Source organism: Streptomyces sp. cg40, from assembly GCF_050320165.1.
GTDB classification, from domain to species: domain Bacteria; phylum Actinomycetota; class Actinomycetes; order Streptomycetales; family Streptomycetaceae; genus Streptomyces; species Streptomyces hokutonensis.
Map to the genome: position 1 here is coordinate 9,910,586 of NZ_CP190128.1, position 24,210 is coordinate 9,934,795.

The window sequence follows — 24,210 nt, forward strand, 5'->3', positions numbered from 1 at the left end:
CGGCCATGGTCTTCGACGCACACCGCCACATCGGCGTCCTGCCCGCGTACCCCTTCTACGGCGGCCCGCCCGTCAACCCCGACACCACCGCCCGCGCCACCGTCAAGCAGCTGATCGCCGACCTGGACGCGGAGGGCACCGAACGCGCCCTGGTCATTCCCAACTACGGCGTGCCCGACCCCGCGATCGCCTTCTCCTTCAACGAGTTGGCCATCGAGGCCGCCCAGTCCGACGACCGGATCAGGGCGGGCCTGTGGGTCTCGCCGCGCCCCGAGGACGAGCAACGCACCGTTCGTGCACTGGAGTTGGCGGGCGAGGAGGGTGTCCGCGCACTCAAGCTGAGCTTCCTGCTGGGCGGCCGACCCACCGACCCGGCCTGCCGCCCGCAGCTCGACCGGATCTTCGCCACCGCCGCGAGGCACGGCCTCGTCGTCCACGTCCACACCTCTCCCGGCGCCGCCTCCGACATCGACGAGGTCGGCCACCTCGTCGACTGGTACGCGGACCAAGTGGCCGTCCATCTAGTGCACTTCGGCGGCGGGATGAGCGGCCACATCAAGCTCGCCGGCTCCCGGTTCTTCGACTGGATCACCGCCGGCAAGCGCGTCTACACCGACCTCTCCTGGGCCATCGGCTTCACTCCCCGCTGGCTGGCCCAGGAGATCGAGCGCCGCGGCATCGGCCACGACCGGGTGCTCTTCGCCAGCGACCAGCCGTGGGGCGACTTCGCGGGCGAGTACGCCCGTCTCGCCGCGGCGACCGGGGGCGGCGCCCTGGGCGACCTGGTCTTCCGGGACACCTTCGCCGCGCTCTACGACTGACCGATCCCACCCCCCGTCCGCACCCACAAGGAGACAGCTATGTCCGAAACCGTCCAGCTCAGCGACGTCGAGCAGAAGTCCCTCGACGAGATCCCGCACCCCTCCCTGCCCGAGGGCTCCAGCATCTACGGCTCCACCAAGGTCTTCCCCGACTACCAGGCCGAGGACGGCGAGACCTACTTCACCCTCGTGCACGGCATCGCCCACGAGTCGTCCGTGTCCTTCGTCGCCGTCCTCCAGGCCACCCGCGCCCTGCGCAAGGGCTTCGAGACCGCCATCTACTTCTACGGCCCCGGCTCCCTCAACTGCCTTGCCACGCGCGGCTTCCCGACCACCGGCAACTCCGCGTTCCCCGGCGAGCACAACATCAACAACCAGCTCAAGACGTTCATCGCGGAGGGCGGCAAGGTGTTCTGCTGCCGCTTCGGCCTCTCTCTGCACGGCGCCCGTGAGGAGGACCTCATCGAGGGCGTCATCCCCACCCACCCCCTCGATGTCCAGGACGCGCTGATCCACTACGCGCGCAAGGGCGCCATCATCAACTCCACCTACCAGCTGTAAGGGGCCTGCCATGAGCGTTGGCACCGGATCGACAGCCGTGGACGTCCGCATCATGACCCGTGCCGAACTCGCCGTGCGCGGGGTCGCGTTGGACGCCCCCGTACGGCGCCCCGACGGCGCGGGACCCAGCGACGACGGCCACGTCCTCGTGGGCGGTGCCAACGCGGCCCTGCCCACCAACCCCGCTAGTCCCTACCGTGTGCGCGACGGCCGGGTCTGGCTCGGCGAGGACACTGGGACATTCGAAGACACCGGCCTCACCCTGACCGCCGTACAGCGGCCTAGGTTCTACGACCTCACGACCGCCGACGGCGTCCCCTACGAGCACATCGCCCGCCTGCACGGCGCCGACGTCCTCGCCACCACCGTCGTCCAGACCTGTATCCGCTACGCCGAGTCCGACCGCTGCCGCTTCTGCACCATCGAGGAGTCACTGCGCTCCGGCGTCACGGTCGCCGCGAAGACCCCGGCGCAGCTCGCCGAAGTCGCCGAGGCCGCCGTGCGGTTGGACGGCGTCAAGCAGATGGTGATGACGACGGGGACGACCACCGGCCCGGACCGCGGCGCCCGCGCCCTGGTCCGGTCGGTGCGCGCCGTCCTCAAGGCGGTCCCCGGACTGCCCGTCCAGGTGCAGTGCGAGCCTCCCGGCGACCTCGCCTGGATCCACGCCCTGCACGACGCCGGGGCCACCGCCATCGGCATCCACGTCGAGTCCCTCGACGACGAGGTGCGCCGGCGGTGGATGCCCGGCAAGTCGAGTGTCCCGCTGGCCGAGTACGAGGCCGCCTGGGACGAGGCGGTACGGGTCTTCGGGCCGAACCGCGTCTCCACCTACCTCCTCGTCGGACTCGGCGAGGATCCAGACGAACTCATCGCGGGGGCAGGCGAGTTGATCGACCGGGGCGTGTACCCGTTCGTCGTCCCCTTCCGACCGATGCAGGGCACGCTCGCCGCGCGCGACGGACTCACCGCACCCAGCGCCGAGTTGCTGCGCTACGTCACTGAAGGCGTCGCCGCCAAGCTGATGGCCGCCGGGATGCGCGGCGCCGACCAGAAGGCGGGGTGCGCGGCCTGCGGGGCGTGCAGCGTGCTGTCGACGGCAGGCGGGTGAGGACGTGCTCCTCGACGGATCCCCGACACCGGCGGCGACCGAGCGGCCGCAGGACATCCTGGCTCTGCTGGGCGACCGCAGCACCCTCGCGCGCGCGACCTCCTTCCACGTCGAAGAGGCCGGTGGGCAGGGCGAGTTGACCGCATACCGGCGGCTGCGCCGGGACGTCTTCGTGCACGAGCAGGAGCTCTTCCACGGCCACGACCTGGACGACCGCGACGACGATCCGCGCACGGTGGTGCTGGTCGCCAAGGACGCCGACGGCACGGTCCTCGGCGGGGTACGGCTGGGGCCGGTCGCCGACGGCCCCGACCTCGGCTGGTGGGCGGGCGGCCGGCTCGTCGTCGCGCCGAGCGCCCGTGGCCCCAGGGGCATCGGGGCCGCGCTGGTGCGAGCCGCGTGTGCCCGGGCGGAGGCGGAGGGCGTACTGCGCTTCGACGCGACCGTCCAGGCGCGCAACGAGCCGTTGTTCCGGCGGCTGGGCTGGAGATCCGTACGACCGACCGAGGTCGCGAGCACACCGCACACGCTGATGCGCTGGCCCATCGGGCGCATCGCGGCACAGACGGCGGCCACCAAGTCCGCCCTGGGCCCCCTGCTCGCCGCGCTCACCGCCCCGCCCGGCTTCGTCGGCGACGACGGCACGCCCCTCCCCGGCACCGACGTGATCGCCGCGTGCGACGCGATCGTGCCCTCCATGGTCGAGCGCGACCCGGAGTGGGCGGGCTGGTGCTCGGTCCTGGTGAACGTCAACGACCTTGCCGCGATGGGTGCTTCACCGCTCGGTCTGCTCGACGCCCTCGGCGCGAGGGACGCCGGGCACGCGGCCCGGGTGCTGGACGGACTGGCCCGCGCGGCACGGTCGTACGGCATCCCGGTCCTCGGCGGGCACACCCAACTCGGCGTCCCCGCCGCCCTGTCGGTGACCGCGCTCGGCCGTACCGCGCACCCGGTGCCGGGCGGCGGCGGACGGCCGGGACACGCCGTACGGCTGACGGCCGACCTGGGCGGCGGCTGGCGAGCGGGGTACCGGGTCCGTCAGTGGGACTCGACGACCCACCGGCGTAGCGATGAACTGTGCGTCATGACGGGCGCGGTGGCGGCCGCCCGGCCCGCCGCGGCCAAGGACGTGTCGATGGCCGGGATCGCCGGCACCCTGGGCATGCTCGCCGAGGCGAGCGGCTGCCGGGCGGTGCTCGACGTGGCCGCCGTACCGCGCCCGGACGCCGATGCGACCGTCGGCGACTGGCTGACCTGCTTCCCCGGCTGGGCCATGCTCACCGCCGACGCGCCGGGTGCCCCGCCGCTGCCCGCCGGGCCCGCCACGGGCGCCGTCTGCGGCGAACTCACGGCAGGAGAAGGTGTCGGGCTGCGCTGGCCCGACGGAGAGATCACCGAAGCGGTCACCTCCACCGTGACCGGGATGGGACCCGCATGAGCACCCTGCGCATGGCCGCCGTCGCCGCCGAGTTCGGCCGGGACCTCGAAGAGGACTTCGCGATCGCCGAAAGGCTCGTCAAGGAGGCCCGGGAACAGGACGTACGACTGCTCGCTCTCCCGGAGGCGTGCCTGGGCGGCTATCTGCTCAGCCTCGACGACGACGCCGAACTCGACGAGGGCCCGCCCGCCCTCGCCCTCGACGGCCCCGAGATCCGCCGACTGGCCGCCCTGGCCAGGGAGATGACCGTGGTCGCCGGGTACTGCGAGGCCGACGGGGACGGCCGTCGCTACAACAGCGTCGTCTGCGTCACGGGCGACGGCGTCCTCGGCAACCACCGCAAGGTCCACCAGCCGCTCAGCGAGGACGCGTCCTACGCCTCCGGGGACCGCTTCCACGCTTTCGACACCCCGGTCGGCCGGATCGGAATGATGATCTGCTACGACAAGGCGTTCCCGGAGTCGGCACGGGCGCTGGCGCTGGACGGCGCCGAGATCGGGGTGTGTGTGTCGGCGTGGCCGGGTGCGCGCACCAACGCGGCCGTCGACCTCGAACAGGACCGCTGGAAACGGCGGTTCGACCTGTTCGACCGGGCCCGTGCCCTGGAGAACCAGATCGTGTGGCTGTCGGCCAACCAGGCGGGCACCTTCGGGTCGCTACGCTTCGTCGGCAGCGCCAAGGTCGTCGACCCCGGCGGCGAGATCCTCGCCGACACGGGCGTCACGGCCGGCATCGCCGTCGCCGAACTGGACGTCGTACAGGCCCTTCGGACCGCCCGCCGGTCGATGGGGCACCTGCGCGACCGGCGGCCCGAGACCTACACGCCCGCAGGAGCAGTCAGCGCATGAGCACGATCCGGATCGCGGCCGTGGCCGCCCACTTCGGCCGCGACCTGGAGTTCGACCTGGCCCGCATCGCCAAACTGATCGACGACGCACGGGCCGCCGGGGCCGGGCTGCTCGTGCTGCCCGACGCCGCGCTCGGCGGCTACCTCGCCGACCTGCGCCACCCCGACCCCGAGGCACTGCCCCCGGCCCTCAAGCCCGACGACCCGCTGATCCTCCAAGTCGCCAGGCTGGCGGCCGAGATGGTGGTGTGCGTCGGCTACCGCGAGGACGCGGGGGACGAGCGCTTCAACGCCGCTGTCTGCGTCAGCGGCGACGGGATCCTCGGCCGGCACCGCAAGGTCCACCTCCCGGCGGGGGAAACAGCCGCCTACACTCCCGGTGACCGCTTCGACGCCTTCGACACCCCGGTCGGCCGCCTCGGCATGCTCATCGACTACGACAAGACCTTCCCGGAGTCCGCCCGTTCGCTGGCGCTGGACGGCGCGGAGATCCTCGCCTGCCTGTCCGCCTGGCCCACGTCCATCACCAACCGGGCCCCGCGCATGGCCCAGGACCGCCAGGCCAAGCTCTTCGACCTCTACGACCAGGCCCGTGCCGCCGAGAACCAGGTCGTCCTCGCCTCCTCCAACCAGACCGGTGCCATGGGCGGCATGCGCTTCCTCGGCCAGGCCAAGGTCGTCGGCCCCGGCGGCGACATCCTCGCCCGCACCTGGTCCAAGGCCGGCCTCGCGGTCGCCGAGATCGACGTCGCCGCCGAGACCGACCGGGCCCGCCGCGTCCTGCGCCACCTCGACGAACGCCGCCCCACCGCCTACCGGGAGTCCCGGACGTGAAGATCGCCCTGCTCAGCTACTCCACCAAGCCGCGCGGCGGGGTCGTCCACACCCTCGCCCTCGCGGAGGCCCTCGCGGCGCTCGGCGAGGACGTCACGGTGTGGACCCTGGGCCGGGGCGGCGACACCGGCTTCTTCCGGCCCGTCTCCCCGGCCGTACGGCTGCGCATCGTGCCGTTCCCCGACGGCCCCGCCGACGAGACGGTCGGCGGGCGGGTCCAGCGCTCCATCGCCACCCTCCGCGACGCCTTCGACGCCGCGCCGTACGACATCGTCCACGCCCAGGACTGCATCAGCGCCAACGCCGTCGGCCGCTGTGTCCGCACCGTCCACCACCTCGACCACTTCACCACCCCCGAACTCGCCGCCTGCCACGAGCGGGCCATCGTCGAACCGTACGCCCACGTGTGTGTGTCGGAGGCGGTCGCGCGGGAGCTGGCGGAGGGCTGGGGCATCGAGGCGCGGGTCATTCCCAACGGGGTCGCATACGACCGCTTCGCCGTCACCGACCCGGCGGCGCGGGCGAGTTGGCGCTCCCGTCTCGGCCCGTACGTCCTGACCGTCGGCGGCATCGAGCCCCGCAAGGGCTCCCTGGACCTGCTGGAGGCGTACGCCCTGCTGTGCGCCGAGCACCCCGGCGTACGGCTGGTGATCGCGGGCGGCGAGACCCTCTTCGACTACCGCGACTACCGCGCCCGCTGGGAGCGGCGGGCGGACGAACTCGGTGTGGAACCAGTGGTGTTGGGCCCGGTGCCCGACGACGGGCTGCCCGCCCTGGTCGCCGCCGCGAACGCGTTCGCCTTCCCCTCCCTCAAGGAAGGCTTCGGTCTCGCCGCCATGGAAGCCCTTGCGGCGGGTGTCCCCCTGGTCGTACGGGACCTGCCCGTCCTGCGCGAGGTCTTCGGCGCGGCGGCCCATTTCGCCGCCACGCCAACGCAGTTGGCCGCCGCGCTCGGTCGCACCCTCACGGTCGACGACCCGGCCGGGCGGGCCGCCGGACGGGAGCTGGCCGCCGCTCACACCTGGTCCGAGGCGGCCCGCCGCCACCTGGTCCTGTACCGCTCCCTCCGCTGACGGGACGTGTCACGCTCCCGGCAGTGGGCGGACCGTGAGGATCTGCGAGGCGTGTCCGACCGGGCCGTCGAGGTCGTGCAGAACGGTGCTGGTCAGGCCCTGACCGGAGGGGCCGAAGGTGACCTCGGTGTCCAACCCCGTCCAGGCGCCGCGTGGTTGGCGGTGGAGATGGACGGTCAGATCGACGTTGGGGAACATCCACGCGGTGGGCGGCTGCCGGACGGCGATGCCGTTGGCGGTGTCGACGAGCGCGAGATACGACGCCAGGGGGCTGGCCGGAACACCGGCGACCAGGTTGAGCGGCGTCGAGATCCACGCGGTCGTACGGCCCGGCCGCGGCGGTGCCACCGGGCGGACGTCCACGGAGGCGATGTAGCCGCCGGGCCACAGGTCGGACATGCGCCACGGGGCGAGTGACTCCGGCGGGGCGAGCCGGTCGCCGGGGCCGCCCGCGACCGCGGTGGTGTCGAGCGCGGCCAGATACCAGGCGCGGGCCCGCACCACCGGGCGGCCCGCGATCCGTACGACCGCTTCGAGGAGTTCGATGGTCCGGCCGGGGCGGAGGCTCTCCACCTCGATCTCGCACTCGTCGAGAGCGAGGCGGCCGAGGATGTCGTAGCTGATCCGGGAGAGGACCAGCCCGGTGTCCGGGCCGGCCGCCCGGTGGCGGTCGAGGGCGTGGACGACGAGCCCGCCCAGCGGACTGAAGTGCTGCTCGTCCCGGTCCCAGGCTCCGCTCGCGTGGGCCGTCGGCTTGTAGCGGTGGTCGTCGGTGGCTTCGAAGTAGCTGTCGGGGGTCAACGGACGTTTCTCCAAAGGGGTGTTCACAGGGTGTTGAGCAGGACGACGTAGACGGCCGTTCCGGCGCCGACGCTGAGGATGGTGCGACGGCCGCCGGCCAGGTGGACGCCGATGGTGACGGCGACGGCGAGCAGCGCGTACCAGGTGCCGTTCGGGTCCTTGGCCATCGTGCCGTGCAGTGCGGTCACCGCGAGGATCGCGAGGATGCCGACCGGCATCCACACCGCCAGGCGCGCGACGATCGCCGAGTCGCGCAGCCGGCCCAGCAGGGCGAAGGGGATCGCGCGCAGGGCGAGCGTGATGGTGAAGACGATCGCCAGCACGGCGACGAGGTAGGAGGTGCTAGGCATCGGCGACCTTCCGGGCCGTGGTGAGGTGGCGGGCCAGGAGCAGGCCGACGAAGAGCAGCAGCGCGGTGAACATCGCCGTACCCGGGGTGAGGACGAGGGCGACGGTCACGCTCGCGCCCGCGAGCAGCAGGGACGGCAGCTCCTCGCGGGAGCGGAACGCGTCCAGGGTGAGCACGGTGAACAGGGCGCACAGGGCGAACTCCAGGCCCTTGACCGGGGCGGGCAGGGCCGCGCCCAGGGCGACGCCGACGAGTCCGCCGCCCACCCAGTACGTCTCGCAGGCGAACTGCATGGCCAGCAGCCGGGGCGCCGAGCGCTCGTGCCCGGGCAGCGAGGCGTTGACGGCGTACACCTCGTCGATCATCGCGTAGACGGCGTACGCCTTGGCGACCGGGTGCCTGACCAGGTGCAGCGGGAACGAGAACGCGTAGAACACATGCCGGAAGTTGACCACGAACACGGTCAGTGCGACCGCGGCCAACGGTGTGACGGCGGCCGTCATGCCCACCAGCAGCAGTTCCAGGGAGCCGGCGAACGCGGCCGACGAGAGGGCGGGGGCGAGCCACCAGGACAGCCCTGCCTGCATGATCAGCAGGCCGAGGGCGATACCGAGCGGGAAGATGCCGAGACCGGCCGAGAACGAGTCACGGATTCCTTGGGAGAGCTGCGTTCGGCGGGTGAGCCTTTCTTGTTCCACGGATCCATCGTCTCGCGGAAGCCGTGACAGGTGGTTGCGAATATTGCCTAGTGATGTCCTCTCAGTGCAACATTATTGCTGTGGACGCAATTGACAAGGCAATCATTGCCGAGCTGGAGCGGGACGGGCGGCTGACCAACGTGGAGCTTGCCCTGCGGGTCGGACTGACTACCGGGCCCTGTCTGCGCCGGGTGCAACGGCTGGAGACCGACGGCGTCATCCTCGGCTACCGGGCGGTGATCGACCCGGCATCCGTGGACCGTTCCTTCGAGGTCCTGATAGACCTCAGCCTTCAATCGCAGGACGCGGAGACCGTCGAACACTTCGAGGAAGAACTGGCGCGGGCCGCGGAGGTCCTGGAACTGCGCCGGCTCTTCGGGAACCCCGACTACTTCGTGCGCGTGGCCGTCGCCGATCTCCCCGCGTACGAGACGTTCCTCAGCCGACGGGTCATGACGATCCCCGGGATCAAGAACGTCACCTCGCACTTCACGATGAAAACCCTCAAGCCGGGCCCGTAGGGGAGGGCGGCGGCGTGCGGGGCTGTCAGTCGCTTGGCTGAATTGCGGTCCGCGGCCAGGCTCCTGGCGGGATAGTTTGTCCATGTTTTCCCCGGCTCCCGCCTCCGCTCCTACAGGCTGTAGGGTGCCGGTAACCCTACAAACTGTAGGGGGGAGGGTGGTTCATGTCCGGCAGCACGTACGCCACACCCGCCGGGACCCGGCGGCCCGGGCCGCCGACCGCGTCCGGCCGCTCGGAGTACCCCCTCGCGCTGGTGGCCGCCGCCTTCACCCTGGCCCAACTGGTGCTCGTACGGCCCGGGTTGGGCCTCGGCTGGGACGAGACCGTCTACGTCAGCCAGATCAGCGCGCACGCCCCCGCCGCCTTCTTCAGCGCACCCCGCGCCCGTGGCATCTCCCTCCTGGTCGCACCCGTCACCTCCTGGTCCTCGTCCACCACCCTGCTCCGCGTCTACCTCGCCGCCCTCTCCGGCCTCGCCCTGTTCCTCGCAATCCGCACCTGGCGCACGCTGTTCCCCGTCCGTGTGCTGACCGTGGCGGGCGCCCTCTTCGCCTCCCTCTGGGTGACGCTCTTCTACGGCCCGCAGGCCATGCCCAACTACTGGGTCGCCGTGGGCGCCCTGGCCGCGGCGGGCTGCTTCCTGCGGGCCCGCGACGACCATGGCGGCCCTTCGCCCCTGTGGGGCCTGGCGGCGAGTGCGTCCCTCATGGCGTGGATGCGGCCGACCGACGCGGTGTGGGCGACCCTGCCCCTCCTCGCGCTCTGTCTCTTCGAACGCCGCTGGCGGCTGCTCGCCGTCCTGCTCGCCGGGCTCGCCTCCGGCGCCGTGGAATGGGTGGTCGAGGCATTCGTCAGCTACGGCGGCCTGGCGCAGCGGCTGCACGACGCCTCGGCGATCGAGGGCGGACTCGGCTTCCACCTCGCGGTCGTCGACCAGCTGCGCAGCCTGGGCGGACGCGCCCTGTGCCGTCCGTGCACGGGTGCCATGCCCAACCCGGCGGTCGACGTCTGGTGGCTCGTGCTGCCCGTGCTCGCCGTCGCCGGACTGGTCGTCGCGGTCCGCGCCCGGCGCACCGCGCCCACCCTCGTGCCGTTCGTCTGCGCCGCGACGGCCGCCTTTCCGTACCTCTTCATGATCGGCTACGCGGCTCCGCGCTTCCTGCTGCCCGCCTACGCGCTGGTGGCGATCCCCGTCGCGGACGCGCTGATCCAGCTGGTCACCAGGCCGACCGGAGCGTGGCGGCGGGTCGCGGTGGCCCTGCTCGCGGTGGGGCTCGCCGGGCATCTGGCGATACAACTCGCCGTCCTGGAACGCACGGTGAGCCGTACGAACGCCCAGCACCGCGACTGGTCCCGCACCGCCGCCGAACTCCACCGCCTCGGTGTGCGCAGACCCTGCCTGCTCACCGGGCAGGACGCCATTCCGGTCGCCTTCTACACGGGCTGCGCCTCCGCCTCGACCGGGGGACACAACGCCAACTCCAGCCGGACCGCCATCGACCGGACCGCCCGCCGTATGCCGGTCGCCGACATCACACCGGCCGGCAGCCGCCCGCCCGCGTACGCCCACGACTGGTCCGTCCACCACTACGGCACACTGGACATCCGTGTCGCACCCACCACCAGGACGGGCGGAGGCGCATGACGGCACCTCCCGAACTCACCGCGACGACCGGCACCCGGCGCCGACATGCCTACTGGCAGGGCGCGTTGACACTCTGCGTGCTCGTGGCCGTGCTCTGTCTGCTCCGGCGGCACTGGCCCGTGCTCGCGAACGGGGCCGGGCGGCTCGCCGTCGCCGATCAGGGGTGGCTGCTGGTGGCCGGGACGGCCGCGTTCGGGACCTGGGTGTCCTCGGCGCTCGCCCAGCAGGGCGCGGTGCCCCAACGGCTGCCCGGCGGACGGCTGGTGGCCGCGCAGTTCGCCGCGTCGGCCGCCAACCACGTGCTGCCCGCCGGGCTCGGCGCCGGTGCCGTCAACCTGCGCTTCCTGATGCGCTGCGGGCTCCCGGTCGGCCGCTCGGCCAGCGCCCTCGCAGTGAAGGCGACCGCCGGCGTGGTCGTCCGGATCGTGCTCATCGGCGTCCTCGCCACCGCCTGCCCAGGTGTGCTGCGCGTCCCGCACATCTCCTTGGGCGTGGTCGGGGTCGTGCTCGCCGTCGTCGCGTTGGCGGCCGTCCTGCTCAACTGCCCACTGTGGCCCCGGTGTCGGCGCGCTCTCGCGGCGGTGCTGGCCGACATCCGGGCCGTGCACGCCAGGCCGCAGCGGGCGGCGGCCCTGTGGGGCGGTTCGCTGGCCTTCGCCGCGCTGCACTCCCTGGTGCTGATCTGCGTCACACAGGCCGTCGAACTGCCGCTGTCCCCGGCCCGGGTGGCGCTGCTCTATCTCGCCGCGAGCAGCGCCGCCGCCCTGCTGCCCACCCCGGGCGGCATCGGCTCCCTCGACGCCGCCCTGGTCTTCGCCCTCACGGCCTCGGGAACCACGGCGTCGGCCGCCGCGTCCGTCGTCCTCGGCTATCGCCTGCTGACCGTATGGCTGCCGCTGATCCCCGGCCTGTTGGTGCTGGGGGTACTCGTCCGCCGCAAGGACCTCTGACACCGAACGGCGTTTCCCCACCCGCCGGTTCAGGTAGGAGACCAGTTGTCGACCCACGGGCTAGGGGGAGTTGCATGGCAGGGAACGAGAACGGCGGCCGGCCGGCGGAGGAGTTCTTCACTCCCGGAACCTCGTCCTTCACCGACTTCCTGGCCGCGCACCGGCCCGCGCTGCTGCCTACCCGCCGCCCCTTCCCGGACGGCGTCCGCGCGAAGGACGGCCAGTTCCCGCACGGCACCACGGTGTTGGCGCTCACCTACCGCGACGGCGTGCTGATCGCCGGCGACCGCAGGGCCACGATGGGCAACGTCATCGCACAACGCGACCTGGAGAAGGTCCACCCCGCGGACGACTGCACCGCGGTCGCCTTCGCGGGCACGGTCGGACTCGCCGTCGACATGGTGAAGCTCTACCAGGTCGAGCTGACCCACTTCGAGAAGATCGAGGGCATCCCGATGACCCTCAACGCCAAGGCCACCCGCCTCGCCGGCCTGATCCGCCAGAACCTCGGCCAGGCCATGCAGGGCCTCGCCGTAGTACCGCTGCTCGTCGGCTACGACCCCGCCGCCCCCGAGGACGCCAAGGGCCGCATCTTCACCTTCGACGTCGTCGGCGGCACCTACGAGAAGCCGGACTTCCACGCCGAGGGCTCCGGCTCCCCGTACGCCAGGGGCGCCCTGAAGAAGCTGTTCCACCGGGGCATGTCCCGGCGCGACGCGGCCCTGACCGCGCTGCAGGCCCTGTACGACGCGGCCGACGACGACTCGGCCACCGGCGGCCCCGACATCAACCGCCGTATCTTCCCCATCGTGTCGGTCATCACCGAGGACGGCTTCGAGCGTCTGCCGGAGCCCGAGACCGAGGCGCTGACCCGCGAGATGGTCGAACGGCGCCTGAGCCACCCGGACGGACCGACCGTCGCGCCCTGAGCGAAACTGTCCGGGTGGAAGCCGAGAACGCGTCGACCAGCGCCGTAGGAACAACCGAGCCGTCCCGTGTCTGGTCGCATCCGACGCTCGGGCTGCACGCCCTCGTCGATGCCGCCGGAGCGGTCCGGCTGGGAGCGCCCGGTCAGGACTGGGACAGCCTGGTGCCGCTCGTCGAGGTCACCGCGACCGGTCACGGGCGCCTGTGGTCGGGGGAGCGCTTCATCGAGACGGCCATCGGCGATCGCCTGGCCTACGACGACCACGAGACCGTACGGGACGGAAGTACGGAGCGTACGACGATCCGGCTGGCGGACCCCGTGACCGGGCTGGCCGCCGAGGTCGCCCTGGAGGCGGGCGCCGGCTTCCTGCGTGCGGGCGTACGGCTGGTCAACGAGGGCGTCGAGCCGCTCCGGTTGGAGAGCGTGACGACCCTGACCCTCGGCGGTATCTCCGACCCCGGCACGGGAGTCGACGGCCTGACCCTGCACTGGGCGGACAACAGCTGGCTCGCCGAATGCCGTTGGCGCCGGGCGCGGTTTCGTGACGAGGTCGTGGCGTTGAACCGGTCCGTGCACGGGCACGAGGGGCGCGGCTGCTTCGAGCGCTGTTCACAAGGGAGTTGGTCCACCGGACGGCACCTGCCGGTCGCCGCGCTGACCGACCGCGACGGCGGGGCCTGGCTGTGGCAGATCGAGTCCAGCGCGGGCTGGCGCTTCGAGACCGGAGAGCGCGAAGGCGCCGCCTATGTCGCCCTGTTCGGGCCCGACGACGCCCACCACCAGTGGCACCAGACCCTGACCCCCGGCGAGGAGTTCCGCACCGTCCCGGCCGTCCTCGTCCGTGCGGAGAGCGGCGGTCTGGACGCCGCCTTCGCGACCCTCACCGACTACCGCCGCGCCATCCGCCGCGACCACCCCGACCATCGCCAACTCCCGGTGATCTACAACGACTACATGAACACCCTGATGGGCGACCCCACCACCGAACGGCTCCTGCCGCTCATCGGGGCGGCGGCGAGCGCCGGTGCCGAGGTGTTCGTGATCGACGCGGGCTGGTACGACGACGACGCCCAGGGCTGGTGGGACTCAGTCGGCGCGTGGGAGGCCGCCCCCGCCCGCTTCCCGGGCGGTATCCAGGAGGTCCTGGACGCCATCAGGAAGCAAGGCATGACGCCTGGGCTGTGGCTGGAGCCCGAAGTGGTCGGCGTCCGGAGCCCGTTGGCCGACGCCCTGCCTCCGGAGGCGTTCTTCCGGCGTGGCGGGCTGCGCGTCACGGAGCATGGACGGCACCACCTGGACCTGCGGCACCCGGCCGCCCGCGCCCACCTCGACGAGGTCGTGGACCGGCTCGTCGGTGAGTGGGGCGTCGGCTATCTGAAGCTCGACTACAACATCGACATCGGGCCCGGCACGGAGCACGGCACCGAGAGCGCGGGCGCGGGACTGCTCGGCCATCACCGTGCCCACCTCGACTGGATGGCCGGTCTCCTCGACCGTCATCCCCGACTGGTCCTGGAGAACTGCGGATCGGGCGGACTGCGCATGGACTACGCCCAACTCGCCGTGGCCCAGATCCAGTCCACCAGCGACCAGCAGGACCCGCTGCGCTACCCGCCCATCGCCGCCTCGGCCGGCACCGCCGCGGCCCCCGAGCAGGCCGCCGTATGGGCCTACCCGCAGCCCGAGCAGAGCCCGGACGAGGTCGCCTTCACCCTCACCGGCGCACTGCTGGGCCGTATCCACCTCTCCGGATTCCTCGACCGCATGGACGACGAGCGGTTCGACCTCGTCCGCTCGGCGCTCTCCGTCTACAAGGACGTCCGGGCGGAGATTGGCGCCGCGCACCCGTTCTGGCCGCTGGGCCTGCCCGGCTGGGACGACGAGTGGATCGCGCAGGGGCTGCGGGGCGCGCGGTCCACCTATGTGACCGTGTGGCGGCGGGAGTCGGACGGCGCCGTGGACCGCGCGTTCGCCATTCCCCACCTGCGCGGCGCTCTTGTCGACCCCGTGGTGCTGTATCCGGCGACCGCCGACGCCGGGGTCGAATGGGACCCGGCCGAGGGGCGGCTGACGGTGTCGCTGCCCCGGGCCGGTACCGCCGTTCTCGTTCGGCTGGACGGCAGTTGACCCGCCGACCCGTCGGCAGTTGACTCGCCGACCCGGCGGCGGTCGACCCGACGATCCGGCGTGGCACGGATGACGCATTGGTGATCGTCGGGGAACGGAGTCGGCGCGCACGCCGCCGGAAAGGCGCGTTCGACCGGCAGTGCCGGGCACTGCCCCGTCCGGGGATGTCGACCAGCTACGACACAGGCCCCCGGGACACATGCTCCTCCCGGGGCGGTACGGCTCCGTGCGACGCCTCCGGCGCGTCCGCGAGCAGCCACGCCGGCAGCCACCAGGCCGCCGCGCACAGGCACACCCCGAGCCAGCCGACGGCGAACAGCCAGCCGCCGAGCACATCGGTGAACCAGTGCACGCCCAGATACACGCGGGTCAGTCCGACGAGGGCGCCCCAGCAGCCGACGGCCAGACAGAGCGCGGTCCGTCCGTGCGGGGCACGCACACCTATCGCGAGGATCACCAGCCCGGCGGTGACCGCCGCCGTGGTGGTGTGGCCGGAGGGGAACGACCAGCCAGAGGCGTGTCCGGCCCAGTCGGCCAGCGGCGGGCGGGGGCGCGCGACCCGCGTCATCACGCCGTAGCGCAGCCCCTGTCCGGCGGCGAGGCAGGCCGTGGCGAGGGCCGCGGCGAGCAGCCGCCGACGGACGGTGCGGCCGGTGAGGAGTCCGGCGAGGACGACCAGGGCGTACGGGACCACGCCCGTGCCGGTCGCCGACACACCGCGCGCGACCGCCACCGCCATGTCCGGGCGGTGGGCGACGGACCACGACAGCAGATCCTCGTCGGTGAACAGCGGAATGCCCTCGCGCCCGATCACGACCATGCTCAGCACACCCAACGCGGTCCAGGCACCCACCCCCACGCTGCCCGCCAGCTCGGCGATGTCCTTGCGGTTCATGACACCACCAGCGGTCGCAGCCGCCCGGCCGTGATCCGCCTTACCAGGGACTTCGGACGGCGCCGCACCAGAACCATCGCGCCGAACGCGAGGAGCGAGCCGACCAGGACGCCCGCCACGACGTCGTGCGGATAGTGGACCCCGACCCACACCCGGGACACCGCCATCGCGAGCGCGGCCACCGCCGCGAGCGCGCCGAGCCGGCGGGAGACGAAGAACAGGGCGACCGCAGCGGCGGCCGCGATCGTCGCGTGGTTGCTGGGGAAGGACCAGTCGCCGCGCGCCGGACACGCCTCCAGCGTGACCACCCGCAGGCTCTGGCAGGGGCGGTTCTCCCGCACCAGCGACTTCAGCAGGGTGTCGATCCCGTACGCGGCCACCACGACCAGTGGCACGGCCAGCGCCGTGAGCGCCGCCTCGGCACCCACCCGGCGCGCCCGCCACCAGCCCACGAGCATCAGCACGGCGAACACCGCGAGCCCGTACGTCGACCAGGCCGTGACCGTGTCGTCGAGCCAACCGGGCGCCTGCCGCGCCGAGTTCACCACGTCCTCGTAGGCCGAGCCGTCGATCGAGGACCCCTGGAAGGCGACGAGGATCATCCGTGCGCCTCCTCGGCCTTCGTCACCCGGGCCGCCCGGCGGGAGCGGCGGACCTCGACGGCGAGGGGGAGCAGCGACACCACCACGATCACCGCGACCATGGGCAGCAGGTACTTGTCGACGTTCGGGACCGAGGAGCCGAGCGCGTATCCGGCGAGCGTCAGTCCCAGGCTCCACACCAGACCGCCGACCACCTGCCACACGGTGAACGTCCGGACGGGCACCCCGAGCGCGCCCGCCATCGGGTTCAGGACCGTCCGCACCACGGGCACGAAGCGGGCCAGCACCACCGCCTTCGCGTGGCCGTATCTGTCGAGCAACTCCTCGGCGCGCCGGGCGCCTTCGTGCAGGCGGGTCGAGCGGCTGCGGGTGAGCAGCGCGCCGCCCGCCTTCCGGCCGAGCAGATAGCCGCACTGCGCTCCGGCGAGCGCGCCCACCGCCGCCGCGACCAGGAGCGGCGGGAGCGACAGCTTCACGGCTCGGTCCGCGCCGCCCGTGCAGAGCAGGCCCGCCGTGAACAACAGGGAGTCGCCGGGCAGGAAGAACCCGATCAGCAGCCCCGTCTCCGCGAACATCACCACGCCGACCCCCAGCACACCGAAGGCGGCCAGCAGCGACTTGGCGTCCAGCACGTTGACGGCGAGCTGGGACGCCAGGTCCAAGGGTGTGGTCATCGTCGCGAGCCCCTTCGCCGGTCGGATGTCTCGTATGACATCCATCTCTGACTACAAATCTGTAGACGGTCTACTCAACTGTAGACGATCCCAGCGCGCGAGGAGTTCCGCACTTTTGCCCGGTCGTTGCCGATTCATGACCGAGTGACTACACGCATGTAGTCATGATGGTCCGCGAAGTAAGGCATGCCTTCACTAACCCAGGAGGGGTCGCACCCAATGTGGGACGACGCGTTTCCGAGCTTTCTGATCGGGCTGCGGGAGGGGCTGGAAGCGGGACTCATCGTCTCGATCCTGGTCGCCACGCTCGTACGCGCCGACGCCAAGTCCCGCCTGCCACAGGTGTGGACGGGCGTGCTGGCCGCGATCGCCCTCGCGCTGAGCTTCGGCGCCGTGCTCACGTTCACCGCGGCCAACCTCTCCGCCACCGCCCAGGAGACGTTCGGCGGTGTCCTCAGCGTGATCGCCGTCGCGTTCGTCACCGCGATGGTCTTCTGGATGCGCCGCTCGGCCCGCACCTTCTCCGGCGAGATCAGGGAGAAGGTGACCGGCGCCCTCGGCATGGGCGCGGGCGTCCTGATGCTCACGTCGTTCCTCGCGGTGGGCCGCGAGGGCCTGGAGACGGCCCTCTTCCTGTGGACCACCGCCCGCGCGGCCGGCGAGTCCTCCGGCCCCCTGACCGGCGCCGCCATCGGCCTCGTCCTCGCGGCGGGCTTGTGCTGGGGCCTGTACCGCAGGGTCCTCAGGATCAACCTGACGAGGTTCTTCACCGCCACGGGCATCGTCCTCGTCGTCATCGCCGCCGGCGTCCTCGGCTACGGCCTGCGCGACCTCCAGGAGGGCGGCGTCCTGCCCGGCCTGACGACCTACGCCTTCGACCTCAGCGGCAGCGTCGACGCCGGCTCCTGGTACAGCACCCTCATCCAGGGCGTGTTCAACCTGATGCCCACGATGACCTGGCTCCAGGTGGTGGGCTACGTCGGCTATCTCGCCGTGGTCCTGCCGCTGTTCGTACGGGGAGTGCGCGGCGAGTCGGTCAAGACACCGGAGCCGGAACCGGCGCCCGCACCGGAGGCCGTGTCGTCCCCGCGCCGCCGTCCCGTCTGGGTGGTCCCCGTCGCCGTGGTCGCCGTACCCGCCGTCGTGGCCGGGCTCGTCGTCGCCTTCGCCCGCCCCAAGCCCGCGAGTTCCCAGACGGTCGCCGTCTCCGAGACGGAGTGCGGCAAGGGCTTCACCGCGCCCGCCACCGGACGCCAGACCTTCCAGATGCACAACACCGGCGACAAGACGTCCGAGGTGTACCTCATCGACCCCGCCTCGGGCGCGGTCTACGGCGAGGTCGAGGGCCTGGCGCCGGGCACCACCCGGGACCTGGTCGCCACCGTCGCGGGCGGCTCGTACGCCTGGCGCTGCGTCCCCACCGGGGCGAAGGCCGTCACCTCGGCCACCGTGCACGTCAGCGGCGGGGGAGGGACGGTGAAGGCGGTCGTCCCCGTTTCCGAGAACGACCTCGCCACGCCCCTCAAGGCCTACAAGGTGTACGTCGACCAGGGCCTGGCCACCCTCGAAACCCAGACCCGGCAGCTCAGCGCCGACATCGCCGGCAACCACCTCGGCAAGGCGCGCACCGACTGGCTGACCGCGCACCGCACCTACTCCTCGCTCGGTGCCGCCTACGGCACGTTCGAGGACTTCGACCAGAAGATCAACGGCCGGGCCGACGGGCTCGCCGGGGGAGTCGACGACAAGGACTTCGCGGGCTTCCACCGCATCGAGTACGGGCTGTGGCACGGCCAGTCGGCGGGCGAGCTGAAGGTGCCCGCGCAACAACTCGCCACCGCCGTCGTGGGGTTGCGCAAGGCGTTCCCCACCCAGGACTTCGACCCGGGCGACCTTCCGCTGCGGGCCCACGAAATCCTGGAGAACGCCCTCCAGTTCGAACTCACCGGCGACACCGACGAGGGCAGCGGGACCAACCTCGCGACCGTCGACAGCAACCTCGCCGGCACCCGCGAACTCCTCGCCGTACTCAGGCCGTTGCTGACCAAGGAGTCCACGACGCTGCTCCCGACCGTCGACGCCGCCGTGGCCCGGCTGCAGAAGCTGCTCGACTCGGCGCACCACGGCGGCAGTTGGACCCCCGTCGAACAACTGAGCCGGCCGGACAGGGCCCGACTCAACGGTGCCACCGGGCAGTTGCTGGAGGACTTGGCCCCGGTGCCGGACCTGCTGGAGATCAGGAAGTCCGCCTGATGAGCGCCGAGAACACGAACAGCACTGGCCGTAGTGAAGGGAACCGTCCGATGTCGACTGCCGAAACCCCGGGCTGCCCGGCCGGAGCCGGCCGCCGCTCCTTCGTCCGGACGGCGCTCGGTGCCGGGGCCGCCGGAGCGGTGCTGGCCGGCGGGGCGTTCGCGCTCGCCGAAACCGGCGGCACGGCCCAGGCGCAGGCCGCGGACACCACGAACGCGGCGAAGGTGCCCTTCCACGGCACCCACCAGGCGGGCATCCTCACCCCGGCGCCGGCCGCCGCGACCTTCGTCTCCCTCGACGTGATCGCCGACAACCGCGCCGAACTGGCCGACCTGCTGCGCACGATCACCGAACGGGCCCGCTTCCTCACCTCCGGCGGCACCCCCGCCGACCTCGGCGTGGGAGCGCCGCCCGCCGACAACGGCATCCTCGGACCGGAGGTCCCCGCCGACGCCCTCACGGTGACCGTCGGCGTGGGCGCGTCCCTCTTCGACGACCGCTACGGCCTCGCCAAGGCGAAGCCGAGCCGGCTGACCCCCATGAAGACCTTCCCGAACGACAACCTGCGCGCCGCGGAGTGCCACGGCGACCTCTCCCTCCAGGTGTGCGCCGCCCGTCAGGACACGGTGCTGCACGCGCTGCGAGACATCGCCCGGCACACCCGCGGCGGCATGCAGATCAAGTGGCGCATCGACGGCTTCCAGAACACCCCGCGCCCCACGGGCGCCCAGCGCAATCTGCTCGGCTTCAAGGACGGTATAGCCAATCCGGACGTGAAGTCCGCGCGCGAGACCGACCGGCTGATCTGGGTCGGCGACGGACAGGGCGAGCCCGCCTGGGCGAGCGGCGGCAGCTACCAGGTGATCCGGATCATCCGCATGCTCGTCGAGTTCTGGGACCGGGTCTCACTCAGCGAACAGGAGCTGATGTTCGGCCGCCGCAAGGACACCGGCGCCCCGCTGGACGGTGCCAAGGAGACGGACATCCCGCACTACGCAAAGGACCCCAAGGGCACCGCGATCCCTCTCGACGCCCACATCCGCCTCGCCAACCCGCGCACCGCGGCCACCGACACCTCGCGCATCCTGCGCCGCGGCTACAACTACGACCGGGGCATCGACACCGTAGGCAACCTCGACATGGGCCTGGTCTTCTGCTGCTACCAGCAGGACGTGAAGCGGCAGTTCGAGGCGACTCAGACCCGGCTGATCGACGAGCCCCTGGTCGACTACATCTCCCCGACGGGCGGCGGCTACTTCTACGCGCTGCCCGGCGTGCGGGACGCCAAGGACTGGCTGGGGAGGGGCCTGCTGGCAATCTGACCAGGCATTTTCCTTTCCCTTGGGCAAGACCTGCCGTGGACTTTGCCGACCGTTACTGCGAATAGGTTGCAGGTACGGGAGGATGGCACGAGGTTGCAGTTCGCGACCTCGTCCCCGGCAGAAAGACCCCTCGATGACGGCCGCTCCCGAGTCCGCTCCGACCCTCCCCGTCACGGCCGCGACCTCGCGGCCGTCGGTCTGGTACCGCGTCCGTACGTCCATGACGCGGCAGGAGTGGACCAGGGTCGGCGGGATGGCCGGCTTCATCCTGGCGCTGCACGTGATCGGCTGGTTCACGCTCGTGTGGATCGTCGCGCCGGGGCACTACAGCGTCGGCCAGAAGTCCTTCGGCATCGGCATGGGCGTCACCGCGTACACCCTCGGCATGCGGCACGCGTTCGACGCCGACCACATCGCGGCCATCGACAACACGACCCGCAAGCTGATGAGCGAGGGGAAGCGGCCCCTGTCGGTGGGCTTCTGGTTCTCGCTCGGCCACTCCAGCATCGTCTTCGGCCTCACCCTCCTGCTCTCCCTCGGCGTCAAGGCCCTGGCGGGCCCGGTCCGCGACGACAACTCCCAGCTCCACAACGTCACCGGCCTCATCGGTACGACCGTCTCGGGCACCTTCCTCTACGTCATCGCCGGCATCAACCTCGTCATCCTGGCCGGCATCTGGAAGGTGTTCCGCAAGATGCGCTCGGGCGACTTCGACGAGGCCGCACTTGAGGAGCACCTGAACAACCGCGGCTTCATGAACCGCATCCTGGGCCGCTTCATGAAGTCCATCACCAAGTCCTGGCAGATGTATCCGCTGGGCCTGCTGTTCGGTCTGGGCTTCGACACGGCGACCGAGATCGCGCTGCTGGTGCTGGCGGGCTCGGGCGCCGCGTCCGGCCTGCCCTGGTACGCGATCCTGTGCCTGCCGGTGCTGTTCGCCGCGGGCATGTCGCTGCTCGACACGATCGACGGCACGTTCATGAACTTCGCCTACGGCTGGGCCTTCTCCAAGCCGGTCCGCAAGGTTTACTACAACCTCACGATCACCGGCCTGTCCGTCGCCGTCGCCCTGATCATCGGCACGGTCGAACTCCTGGGCCTGTTCGCCGAGAAGCTCGATCTGCACGGCTTCTTCTGGGACTGGATCGCGGGCCTCGACCTCAACGTCATCGGCTTCGTCATCGTCGGCCTCTTCTTCGCGACCTGGGCCGTGGCCCTGCTGGTCTGGAAGTTCGGCCGGATCGAGGACAAGTGGACGGCGGGCCTGGCCCAGCCGGCGGAGCGGCCCGCCGAGTAGGCCGTCAGGACCGGACCCCCACATCCTTCCGCCACTTCACGATCTGCTTCTCCGCGTCCCCCGTGTACGACCAGGGCGTCGATGTCGCCCTACGCCCCATCATGCCGAGCACGGCCGCCGCCACGTCCTTCGTCCCCGCGTAACAGGCCGCGTGGGCGAGGTAGTTGAGGTCACGGAGTTCACCGGGCGCGATCGCGCCCTCCTCGCGGGCCGCGATCCAGCGCTGCCAGGTCCGGCGTACGTCGCTGACGGCGCCGTCGTGCGTCCAGTGCTGGCCGAGGCCCACGGCGGCCTGCTGGCCCAGGGCCGAGTTGAGGGCGAAGCGGTACTCCTCGACCCGCGCGTACTGCACCAGCACCGGCAGCGCGCAGCCGGGCGGTGCCACGCCCGCCGCGTCGCGGGCGAAGTCGTACATCAGGCCGTGGCTGCCGTGCCAGCGGGAGGAGTAGTAGTGGAGGACCTGGAGGTGGCCCTCGACGCTGTAGGGGTCACGCTTGTGCAACTCGTCCCACCAGCGGGCGAGTTCCTGCCGCCGTACGCCCGACGGATAGAGGCGGGCGACGGAGATCAGGGAGATCCACGGCGTGGGGTCGTCCGGGTACGTCTCCGCGGCCTGGAGGCAGGCCATGACGGCGGCGTCGATGCGGTTGCGGTCGATGGGCACGCCCCGGCCCGCCGCGATGGCCAGGTTGAAGGCCCGAGCCGTCTCCGTGGCCGCCCGCAGGGTGAGCGCGTCGCCGCTGCCGGGCTCGGCGGCGAGCCACGACTCGACCGTCGAACTGCTCGCGCAGGCCTGGGCGAGCATCCGGACGCGGTGGCCGCGGGCGAGCCAGTGCGCACCGGTGTTCCGCAGCAGGTCCCGCAGGCCCTGCCAGCGGCCGATGACGATGTCCTGCCGGGCCGAACTGAGGAGCGCGTCCCCGCAGTCGGGGTCGAAGTCGGGGGTGTAGCGGTCTCGCGCCATCGGGTGCCCCTCAGAAGTCCGTCGGAAGACCCTGGTGGACCCGGGACTGTTCGGGCACGAAGTCGTCGGGGACGTAGTCGGTCTCCACGGCGCGGGTGGCGTCGAGCCGCGCGGGCCGGTAGTAGTCGCTGCCCTGCCGCCAGTACCAGAGCATCGGGATCAGGCCCACGGCGAGGCCGCCGATGCCGATCGCGATCGCGGGAGTGCTCAGGCTGCTCAGCGACTCGACGAAGATCCAGAACATGAACAGGGCGCCGAACAGCGGCCACAGCCCGCCGAAGAGGAAGTTCCCCGCCGACCTGAACAGCATCTTGCGGTAGGCGACGACCACCGCGAGGCCCGCGAGGCCGTAGTACACGGCGATCTGCAAGCCGATCGCCGAGATCGCGTCGGCGAGGATCTCGCCCACCGAACCGAGCGCGTTGGAGGCGATGAACATCGCCAGTGCCACCCCGCCGACCACGACGATCGCCACCCAGGGCGTGTTCCAGGTGCGGTGCACCCGGCCCAGCGCGGCCGGCATCGTACGGTCGCGGCCCATCGCGAACAGCGACCGCGTGACCTGGATGAGCGTGGTCTCCAGGGTCGCGATCGTGGACAGCATCACCGACACGATCAGCAGCTTGCCGCCCCAGCCCGGCCAGATCTCGTCACCGAGCACGGCCAGCACATTGGCGTCGTTGCTCTCGATCTGCCGCGAGGACAGGATGACGTTCACCGCGATGGTGAACACCTCGAACAGCAGGAACACGATGCCGACGCCGATCAGGCCCGCGAGCCCGGTCGTACGACGGCTGTTGCGGGTCTCCTCGCTGAGGTTGCTGGTGACGTCCCAGCCCCAGTAGTAGAACGCGGCGATGAGCGCGCCCGACGCGAAGCCGGACACCCCGTCGAAGTGGCTGAAGCCCAGCCAGGACCAGTCGAAGACCTGGGCGTTGTCGGTGTGGACGACGGCGAGTGCCGCGAACAGCGCCAGGATCCCCAGCTCGACACCGGACATGATCAGCTGGGCCCGGACCGTGAGCCGGGCGCCGCCGAGCACCACGAGCAGCATGATCACGAACCAGGCGGCGCCGACGACCGTCGACAACGCCGTGTTGTCCGCGAGGCCTTCGTCGAAGAGGGACAGGGTCATCGACCCGGCGGGCAGTGACCCGGCGACCATGAAGATGGTCGCGGAGATCACCAGTGCCCAGCCGCTGATGAAGCCCAGAAAGGGATGCAGGGTGCGCCCCACCCAGGAGTAGCTGGCGCCCGCGTTCACATCGATCCGGCCCAGATAGCTGAAGGCCAGCGCGATGCCCAGCATGGGTATCGCGCAGTAGAGGAGGGCGGCCGGACTGGCCAGGCCCACCGCGCCGACCAGGACCGCGGTGGTCGCGGCGATCGAGTACGCCGGGGCGCTGCCCGCCACGGCCATCACCACGGTGTCGAACGTGCCGAGGGCGTTGGCCTGTAGCCCTCTGCCCCTGTTGTTGCTCATGGTTGCGCTGCTTTC

Annotated in this window: 23 protein-coding genes; 15 read left to right on the forward strand and 8 right to left on the reverse strand. The window is 71.6% G+C overall.

Features of this window, described 5'->3' with window-relative positions:
- Positions 1–5: 5 nt before the first annotated feature.
- Genes ACQHII_RS44660 through ACQHII_RS44690 form a run of 7 tightly spaced genes read left to right on the forward strand, consistent with a single transcriptional unit; the run spans position 6 to position 6,685 of the window.
- Positions 6–821 (forward strand): amidohydrolase family protein, encoded by an 816-nt coding sequence (locus tag ACQHII_RS44660; protein ID WP_427924645.1) that lies wholly within the window; start codon positions 6–8, stop codon positions 819–821.
- A gap of 39 nt (positions 822–860) precedes the next feature.
- Positions 861–1,382 carry an MSMEG_0572/Sll0783 family nitrogen starvation response protein gene (locus ACQHII_RS44665; protein ID WP_019067911.1) on the forward strand — a complete coding sequence of 174 codons (522 nt, stop codon included), beginning with the start codon at positions 861–863 and terminating at the stop codon, positions 1,380–1,382.
- 10 nt (positions 1,383–1,392) lie between these two features.
- On the forward strand, positions 1,393–2,493 hold the full coding sequence (locus ACQHII_RS44670) for an MSMEG_0568 family radical SAM protein (protein WP_427924646.1): 1,101 nt from the start codon (positions 1,393–1,395) through the stop codon (positions 2,491–2,493).
- A gap of 4 nt (positions 2,494–2,497) precedes the next feature.
- Complete coding sequence (locus ACQHII_RS44675; RefSeq protein WP_427924647.1) at positions 2,498–3,931, forward strand: MSMEG_0567/sll0787 family protein; 1,434 nt, start codon at positions 2,498–2,500, stop codon at positions 3,929–3,931.
- On the forward strand, positions 3,928–4,779 hold the full coding sequence (locus ACQHII_RS44680) for a carbon-nitrogen hydrolase family protein (RefSeq protein ID WP_427924648.1): 852 nt from the start codon (positions 3,928–3,930) through the stop codon (positions 4,777–4,779). The genes ACQHII_RS44675 and ACQHII_RS44680 overlap by 4 nt, the downstream gene beginning before the upstream one ends.
- Positions 4,776–5,612 carry a carbon-nitrogen hydrolase family protein gene (locus ACQHII_RS44685; RefSeq protein ID WP_427924649.1) on the forward strand — a complete coding sequence of 279 codons (837 nt, stop codon included), beginning with the start codon at positions 4,776–4,778 and terminating at the stop codon, positions 5,610–5,612. Before ACQHII_RS44680 ends, ACQHII_RS44685 begins: the two co-directional genes overlap by 4 nt.
- Complete coding sequence (locus ACQHII_RS44690) at positions 5,609–6,685, forward strand: MSMEG_0565 family glycosyltransferase (protein ID WP_427924650.1); 1,077 nt, start codon at positions 5,609–5,611, stop codon at positions 6,683–6,685. Before ACQHII_RS44685 ends, ACQHII_RS44690 begins: the two co-directional genes overlap by 4 nt.
- Before the next feature lie 9 nt (positions 6,686–6,694).
- Here ACQHII_RS44690 and ACQHII_RS44695 read toward each other — a convergent pair whose 3' ends face one another.
- From ACQHII_RS44695 to ACQHII_RS44705, 3 genes are read right to left on the reverse strand one after another with little or no spacing between them, the layout of a single operon-like run.
- Positions 6,695–7,513 (reverse strand): thioesterase family protein, encoded by an 819-nt coding sequence (locus ACQHII_RS44695; RefSeq protein WP_427924651.1) that lies wholly within the window; start codon positions 7,511–7,513, stop codon positions 6,695–6,697.
- Entirely contained in the window at positions 7,510–7,836 is a 327-nt protein-coding gene (locus ACQHII_RS44700) for a branched-chain amino acid transporter permease (protein WP_427924652.1), read from the reverse strand. Before ACQHII_RS44700 ends, ACQHII_RS44695 begins: the two co-directional genes overlap by 4 nt.
- Positions 7,829–8,533 (reverse strand): AzlC family ABC transporter permease, encoded by a 705-nt coding sequence (locus ACQHII_RS44705; RefSeq protein ID WP_427924653.1) that lies wholly within the window; start codon positions 8,531–8,533, stop codon positions 7,829–7,831. The genes ACQHII_RS44700 and ACQHII_RS44705 overlap by 8 nt, the downstream gene beginning before the upstream one ends.
- A gap of 80 nt (positions 8,534–8,613) precedes the next feature.
- Between ACQHII_RS44705 and ACQHII_RS44710 the strand changes: the two genes are divergently transcribed.
- The 5 genes from ACQHII_RS44710 to ACQHII_RS44730 all read left to right on the forward strand — a co-directional run bounded on the left by ACQHII_RS44710 (position 8,614) and on the right by ACQHII_RS44730 (position 14,705).
- Positions 8,614–9,054 (forward strand): Lrp/AsnC family transcriptional regulator, encoded by a 441-nt coding sequence (locus ACQHII_RS44710; RefSeq protein ID WP_427924654.1) that lies wholly within the window; start codon positions 8,614–8,616, stop codon positions 9,052–9,054.
- A gap of 164 nt (positions 9,055–9,218) precedes the next feature.
- The gene (locus tag ACQHII_RS44715) at positions 9,219–10,700 is read left to right on the forward strand and encodes a hypothetical protein (RefSeq protein ID WP_427924655.1); all 1,482 of its coding nucleotides are present in this window, start codon (positions 9,219–9,221) and stop codon (positions 10,698–10,700) included.
- The gene (locus ACQHII_RS44720) at positions 10,697–11,650 is read left to right on the forward strand and encodes a lysylphosphatidylglycerol synthase transmembrane domain-containing protein (RefSeq protein WP_427924656.1); all 954 of its coding nucleotides are present in this window, start codon (positions 10,697–10,699) and stop codon (positions 11,648–11,650) included. The genes ACQHII_RS44715 and ACQHII_RS44720 overlap by 4 nt, the downstream gene beginning before the upstream one ends.
- 74 nt (positions 11,651–11,724) lie before the next feature.
- On the forward strand, positions 11,725–12,579 hold the full coding sequence (prcB, locus tag ACQHII_RS44725) for a proteasome subunit beta (protein ID WP_427924657.1): 855 nt from the start codon (positions 11,725–11,727) through the stop codon (positions 12,577–12,579).
- 14 nt (positions 12,580–12,593) lie between these two features.
- Complete coding sequence (locus tag ACQHII_RS44730) at positions 12,594–14,705, forward strand: glycoside hydrolase family 36 protein (RefSeq protein WP_427924658.1); 2,112 nt, start codon at positions 12,594–12,596, stop codon at positions 14,703–14,705.
- A gap of 175 nt (positions 14,706–14,880) precedes the next feature.
- Here ACQHII_RS44730 and ACQHII_RS44735 read toward each other — a convergent pair whose 3' ends face one another.
- The 3 genes from ACQHII_RS44735 to ACQHII_RS44745 are packed head-to-tail and all read right to left on the reverse strand — an operon-like array spanning position 14,881 to position 16,876.
- The gene (locus ACQHII_RS44735; RefSeq protein ID WP_427924659.1) at positions 14,881–15,600 is read right to left on the reverse strand and encodes a phosphatase PAP2 family protein; all 720 of its coding nucleotides are present in this window, start codon (positions 15,598–15,600) and stop codon (positions 14,881–14,883) included.
- On the reverse strand, positions 15,597–16,199 hold the full coding sequence (locus ACQHII_RS44740) for a phosphatase PAP2 family protein (protein WP_427925543.1): 603 nt from the start codon (positions 16,197–16,199) through the stop codon (positions 15,597–15,599). Before ACQHII_RS44740 ends, ACQHII_RS44735 begins: the two co-directional genes overlap by 4 nt.
- Positions 16,199–16,876 (reverse strand): DedA family protein, encoded by a 678-nt coding sequence (locus tag ACQHII_RS44745; protein ID WP_427924660.1) that lies wholly within the window; start codon positions 16,874–16,876, stop codon positions 16,199–16,201. Before ACQHII_RS44745 ends, ACQHII_RS44740 begins: the two co-directional genes overlap by 1 nt.
- A 219-nt stretch (positions 16,877–17,095) precedes the next feature.
- On the opposite strand from ACQHII_RS44745, the gene efeU reads away from it, so the two are divergent.
- The 3 genes from efeU to ACQHII_RS44760 all read left to right on the forward strand — a co-directional run bounded on the left by efeU (position 17,096) and on the right by ACQHII_RS44760 (position 21,748).
- Positions 17,096–19,129 carry an iron uptake transporter permease EfeU gene (gene efeU, locus ACQHII_RS44750; RefSeq protein ID WP_427924661.1) on the forward strand — a complete coding sequence of 678 codons (2,034 nt, stop codon included), beginning with the start codon at positions 17,096–17,098 and terminating at the stop codon, positions 19,127–19,129.
- 50 nt (positions 19,130–19,179) lie between these two features.
- The gene (gene efeB / locus ACQHII_RS44755) at positions 19,180–20,451 is read left to right on the forward strand and encodes an iron uptake transporter deferrochelatase/peroxidase subunit (protein ID WP_427924662.1); all 1,272 of its coding nucleotides are present in this window, start codon (positions 19,180–19,182) and stop codon (positions 20,449–20,451) included.
- A 133-nt stretch (positions 20,452–20,584) separates the two neighbouring features.
- The gene (locus ACQHII_RS44760) at positions 20,585–21,748 is read left to right on the forward strand and encodes a HoxN/HupN/NixA family nickel/cobalt transporter (protein WP_427924663.1); all 1,164 of its coding nucleotides are present in this window, start codon (positions 20,585–20,587) and stop codon (positions 21,746–21,748) included.
- A gap of 4 nt (positions 21,749–21,752) precedes the next feature.
- On the opposite strand, the gene ACQHII_RS44765 is transcribed toward ACQHII_RS44760, so the two are convergent.
- A complete protein-coding gene (locus ACQHII_RS44765; RefSeq protein WP_427924664.1) occupies positions 21,753–22,712 on the reverse strand; it encodes a hypothetical protein in 960 nt (319 codons plus the stop codon).
- Positions 22,713–22,722: 10 nt separating this feature from the next.
- Positions 22,723–24,195, reverse strand: a complete 1,473-nt coding sequence (locus ACQHII_RS44770; protein ID WP_427924665.1) for an APC family permease — start codon at positions 24,193–24,195, stop codon at positions 22,723–22,725.
- Between the last annotated feature and the right edge of the window lie 15 nt (positions 24,196–24,210).

What these genes read in the sequence shown, in the direction of transcription:
- ACQHII_RS44660 (WP_427924645.1), top strand. Translation starts at nt 6, where the DNA reads ATGGTCTTCGACGCACACCGCCACATCGGCGTCCTGCCCGCGTACCCC.
- ACQHII_RS44665 (WP_019067911.1), top strand. Translation starts at nt 861, where the DNA reads ATGTCCGAAACCGTCCAGCTCAGCGACGTCGAGCAGAAGTCCCTCGAC.
- ACQHII_RS44670 (WP_427924646.1), top strand. Translation starts at nt 1,393, where the DNA reads ATGAGCGTTGGCACCGGATCGACAGCCGTGGACGTCCGCATCATGACC.
- ACQHII_RS44680 (WP_427924648.1), top strand. Translation starts at nt 3,928, where the DNA reads ATGAGCACCCTGCGCATGGCCGCCGTCGCCGCCGAGTTCGGCCGGGAC.
- ACQHII_RS44685 (WP_427924649.1), top strand. Translation starts at nt 4,776, where the DNA reads ATGAGCACGATCCGGATCGCGGCCGTGGCCGCCCACTTCGGCCGCGAC.
- ACQHII_RS44700 (WP_427924652.1), bottom strand. Translation starts at nt 7,836, where the DNA reads ATGCCTAGCACCTCCTACCTCGTCGCCGTGCTGGCGATCGTCTTCACC.
- ACQHII_RS44715 (WP_427924655.1), top strand. Translation starts at nt 9,219, where the DNA reads ATGTCCGGCAGCACGTACGCCACACCCGCCGGGACCCGGCGGCCCGGG.
- ACQHII_RS44720 (WP_427924656.1), top strand. Translation starts at nt 10,697, where the DNA reads ATGACGGCACCTCCCGAACTCACCGCGACGACCGGCACCCGGCGCCGA.
- prcB (WP_427924657.1), top strand. Translation starts at nt 11,725, where the DNA reads ATGGCAGGGAACGAGAACGGCGGCCGGCCGGCGGAGGAGTTCTTCACT.
- ACQHII_RS44735 (WP_427924659.1), bottom strand. Translation starts at nt 15,600, where the DNA reads ATGAACCGCAAGGACATCGCCGAGCTGGCGGGCAGCGTGGGGGTGGGT.
- ACQHII_RS44745 (WP_427924660.1), bottom strand. Translation starts at nt 16,876, where the DNA reads ATGACCACACCCTTGGACCTGGCGTCCCAGCTCGCCGTCAACGTGCTG.
- efeU (WP_427924661.1), top strand. Translation starts at nt 17,096, where the DNA reads ATGTGGGACGACGCGTTTCCGAGCTTTCTGATCGGGCTGCGGGAGGGG.
- efeB (WP_427924662.1), top strand. Translation starts at nt 19,180, where the DNA reads ATGTCGACTGCCGAAACCCCGGGCTGCCCGGCCGGAGCCGGCCGCCGC.
- ACQHII_RS44760 (WP_427924663.1), top strand. Translation starts at nt 20,585, where the DNA reads ATGACGGCCGCTCCCGAGTCCGCTCCGACCCTCCCCGTCACGGCCGCG.
- ACQHII_RS44765 (WP_427924664.1), bottom strand. Translation starts at nt 22,712, where the DNA reads ATGGCGCGAGACCGCTACACCCCCGACTTCGACCCCGACTGCGGGGAC.
- ACQHII_RS44770 (WP_427924665.1), bottom strand. Translation starts at nt 24,195, where the DNA reads ATGAGCAACAACAGGGGCAGAGGGCTACAGGCCAACGCCCTCGGCACG.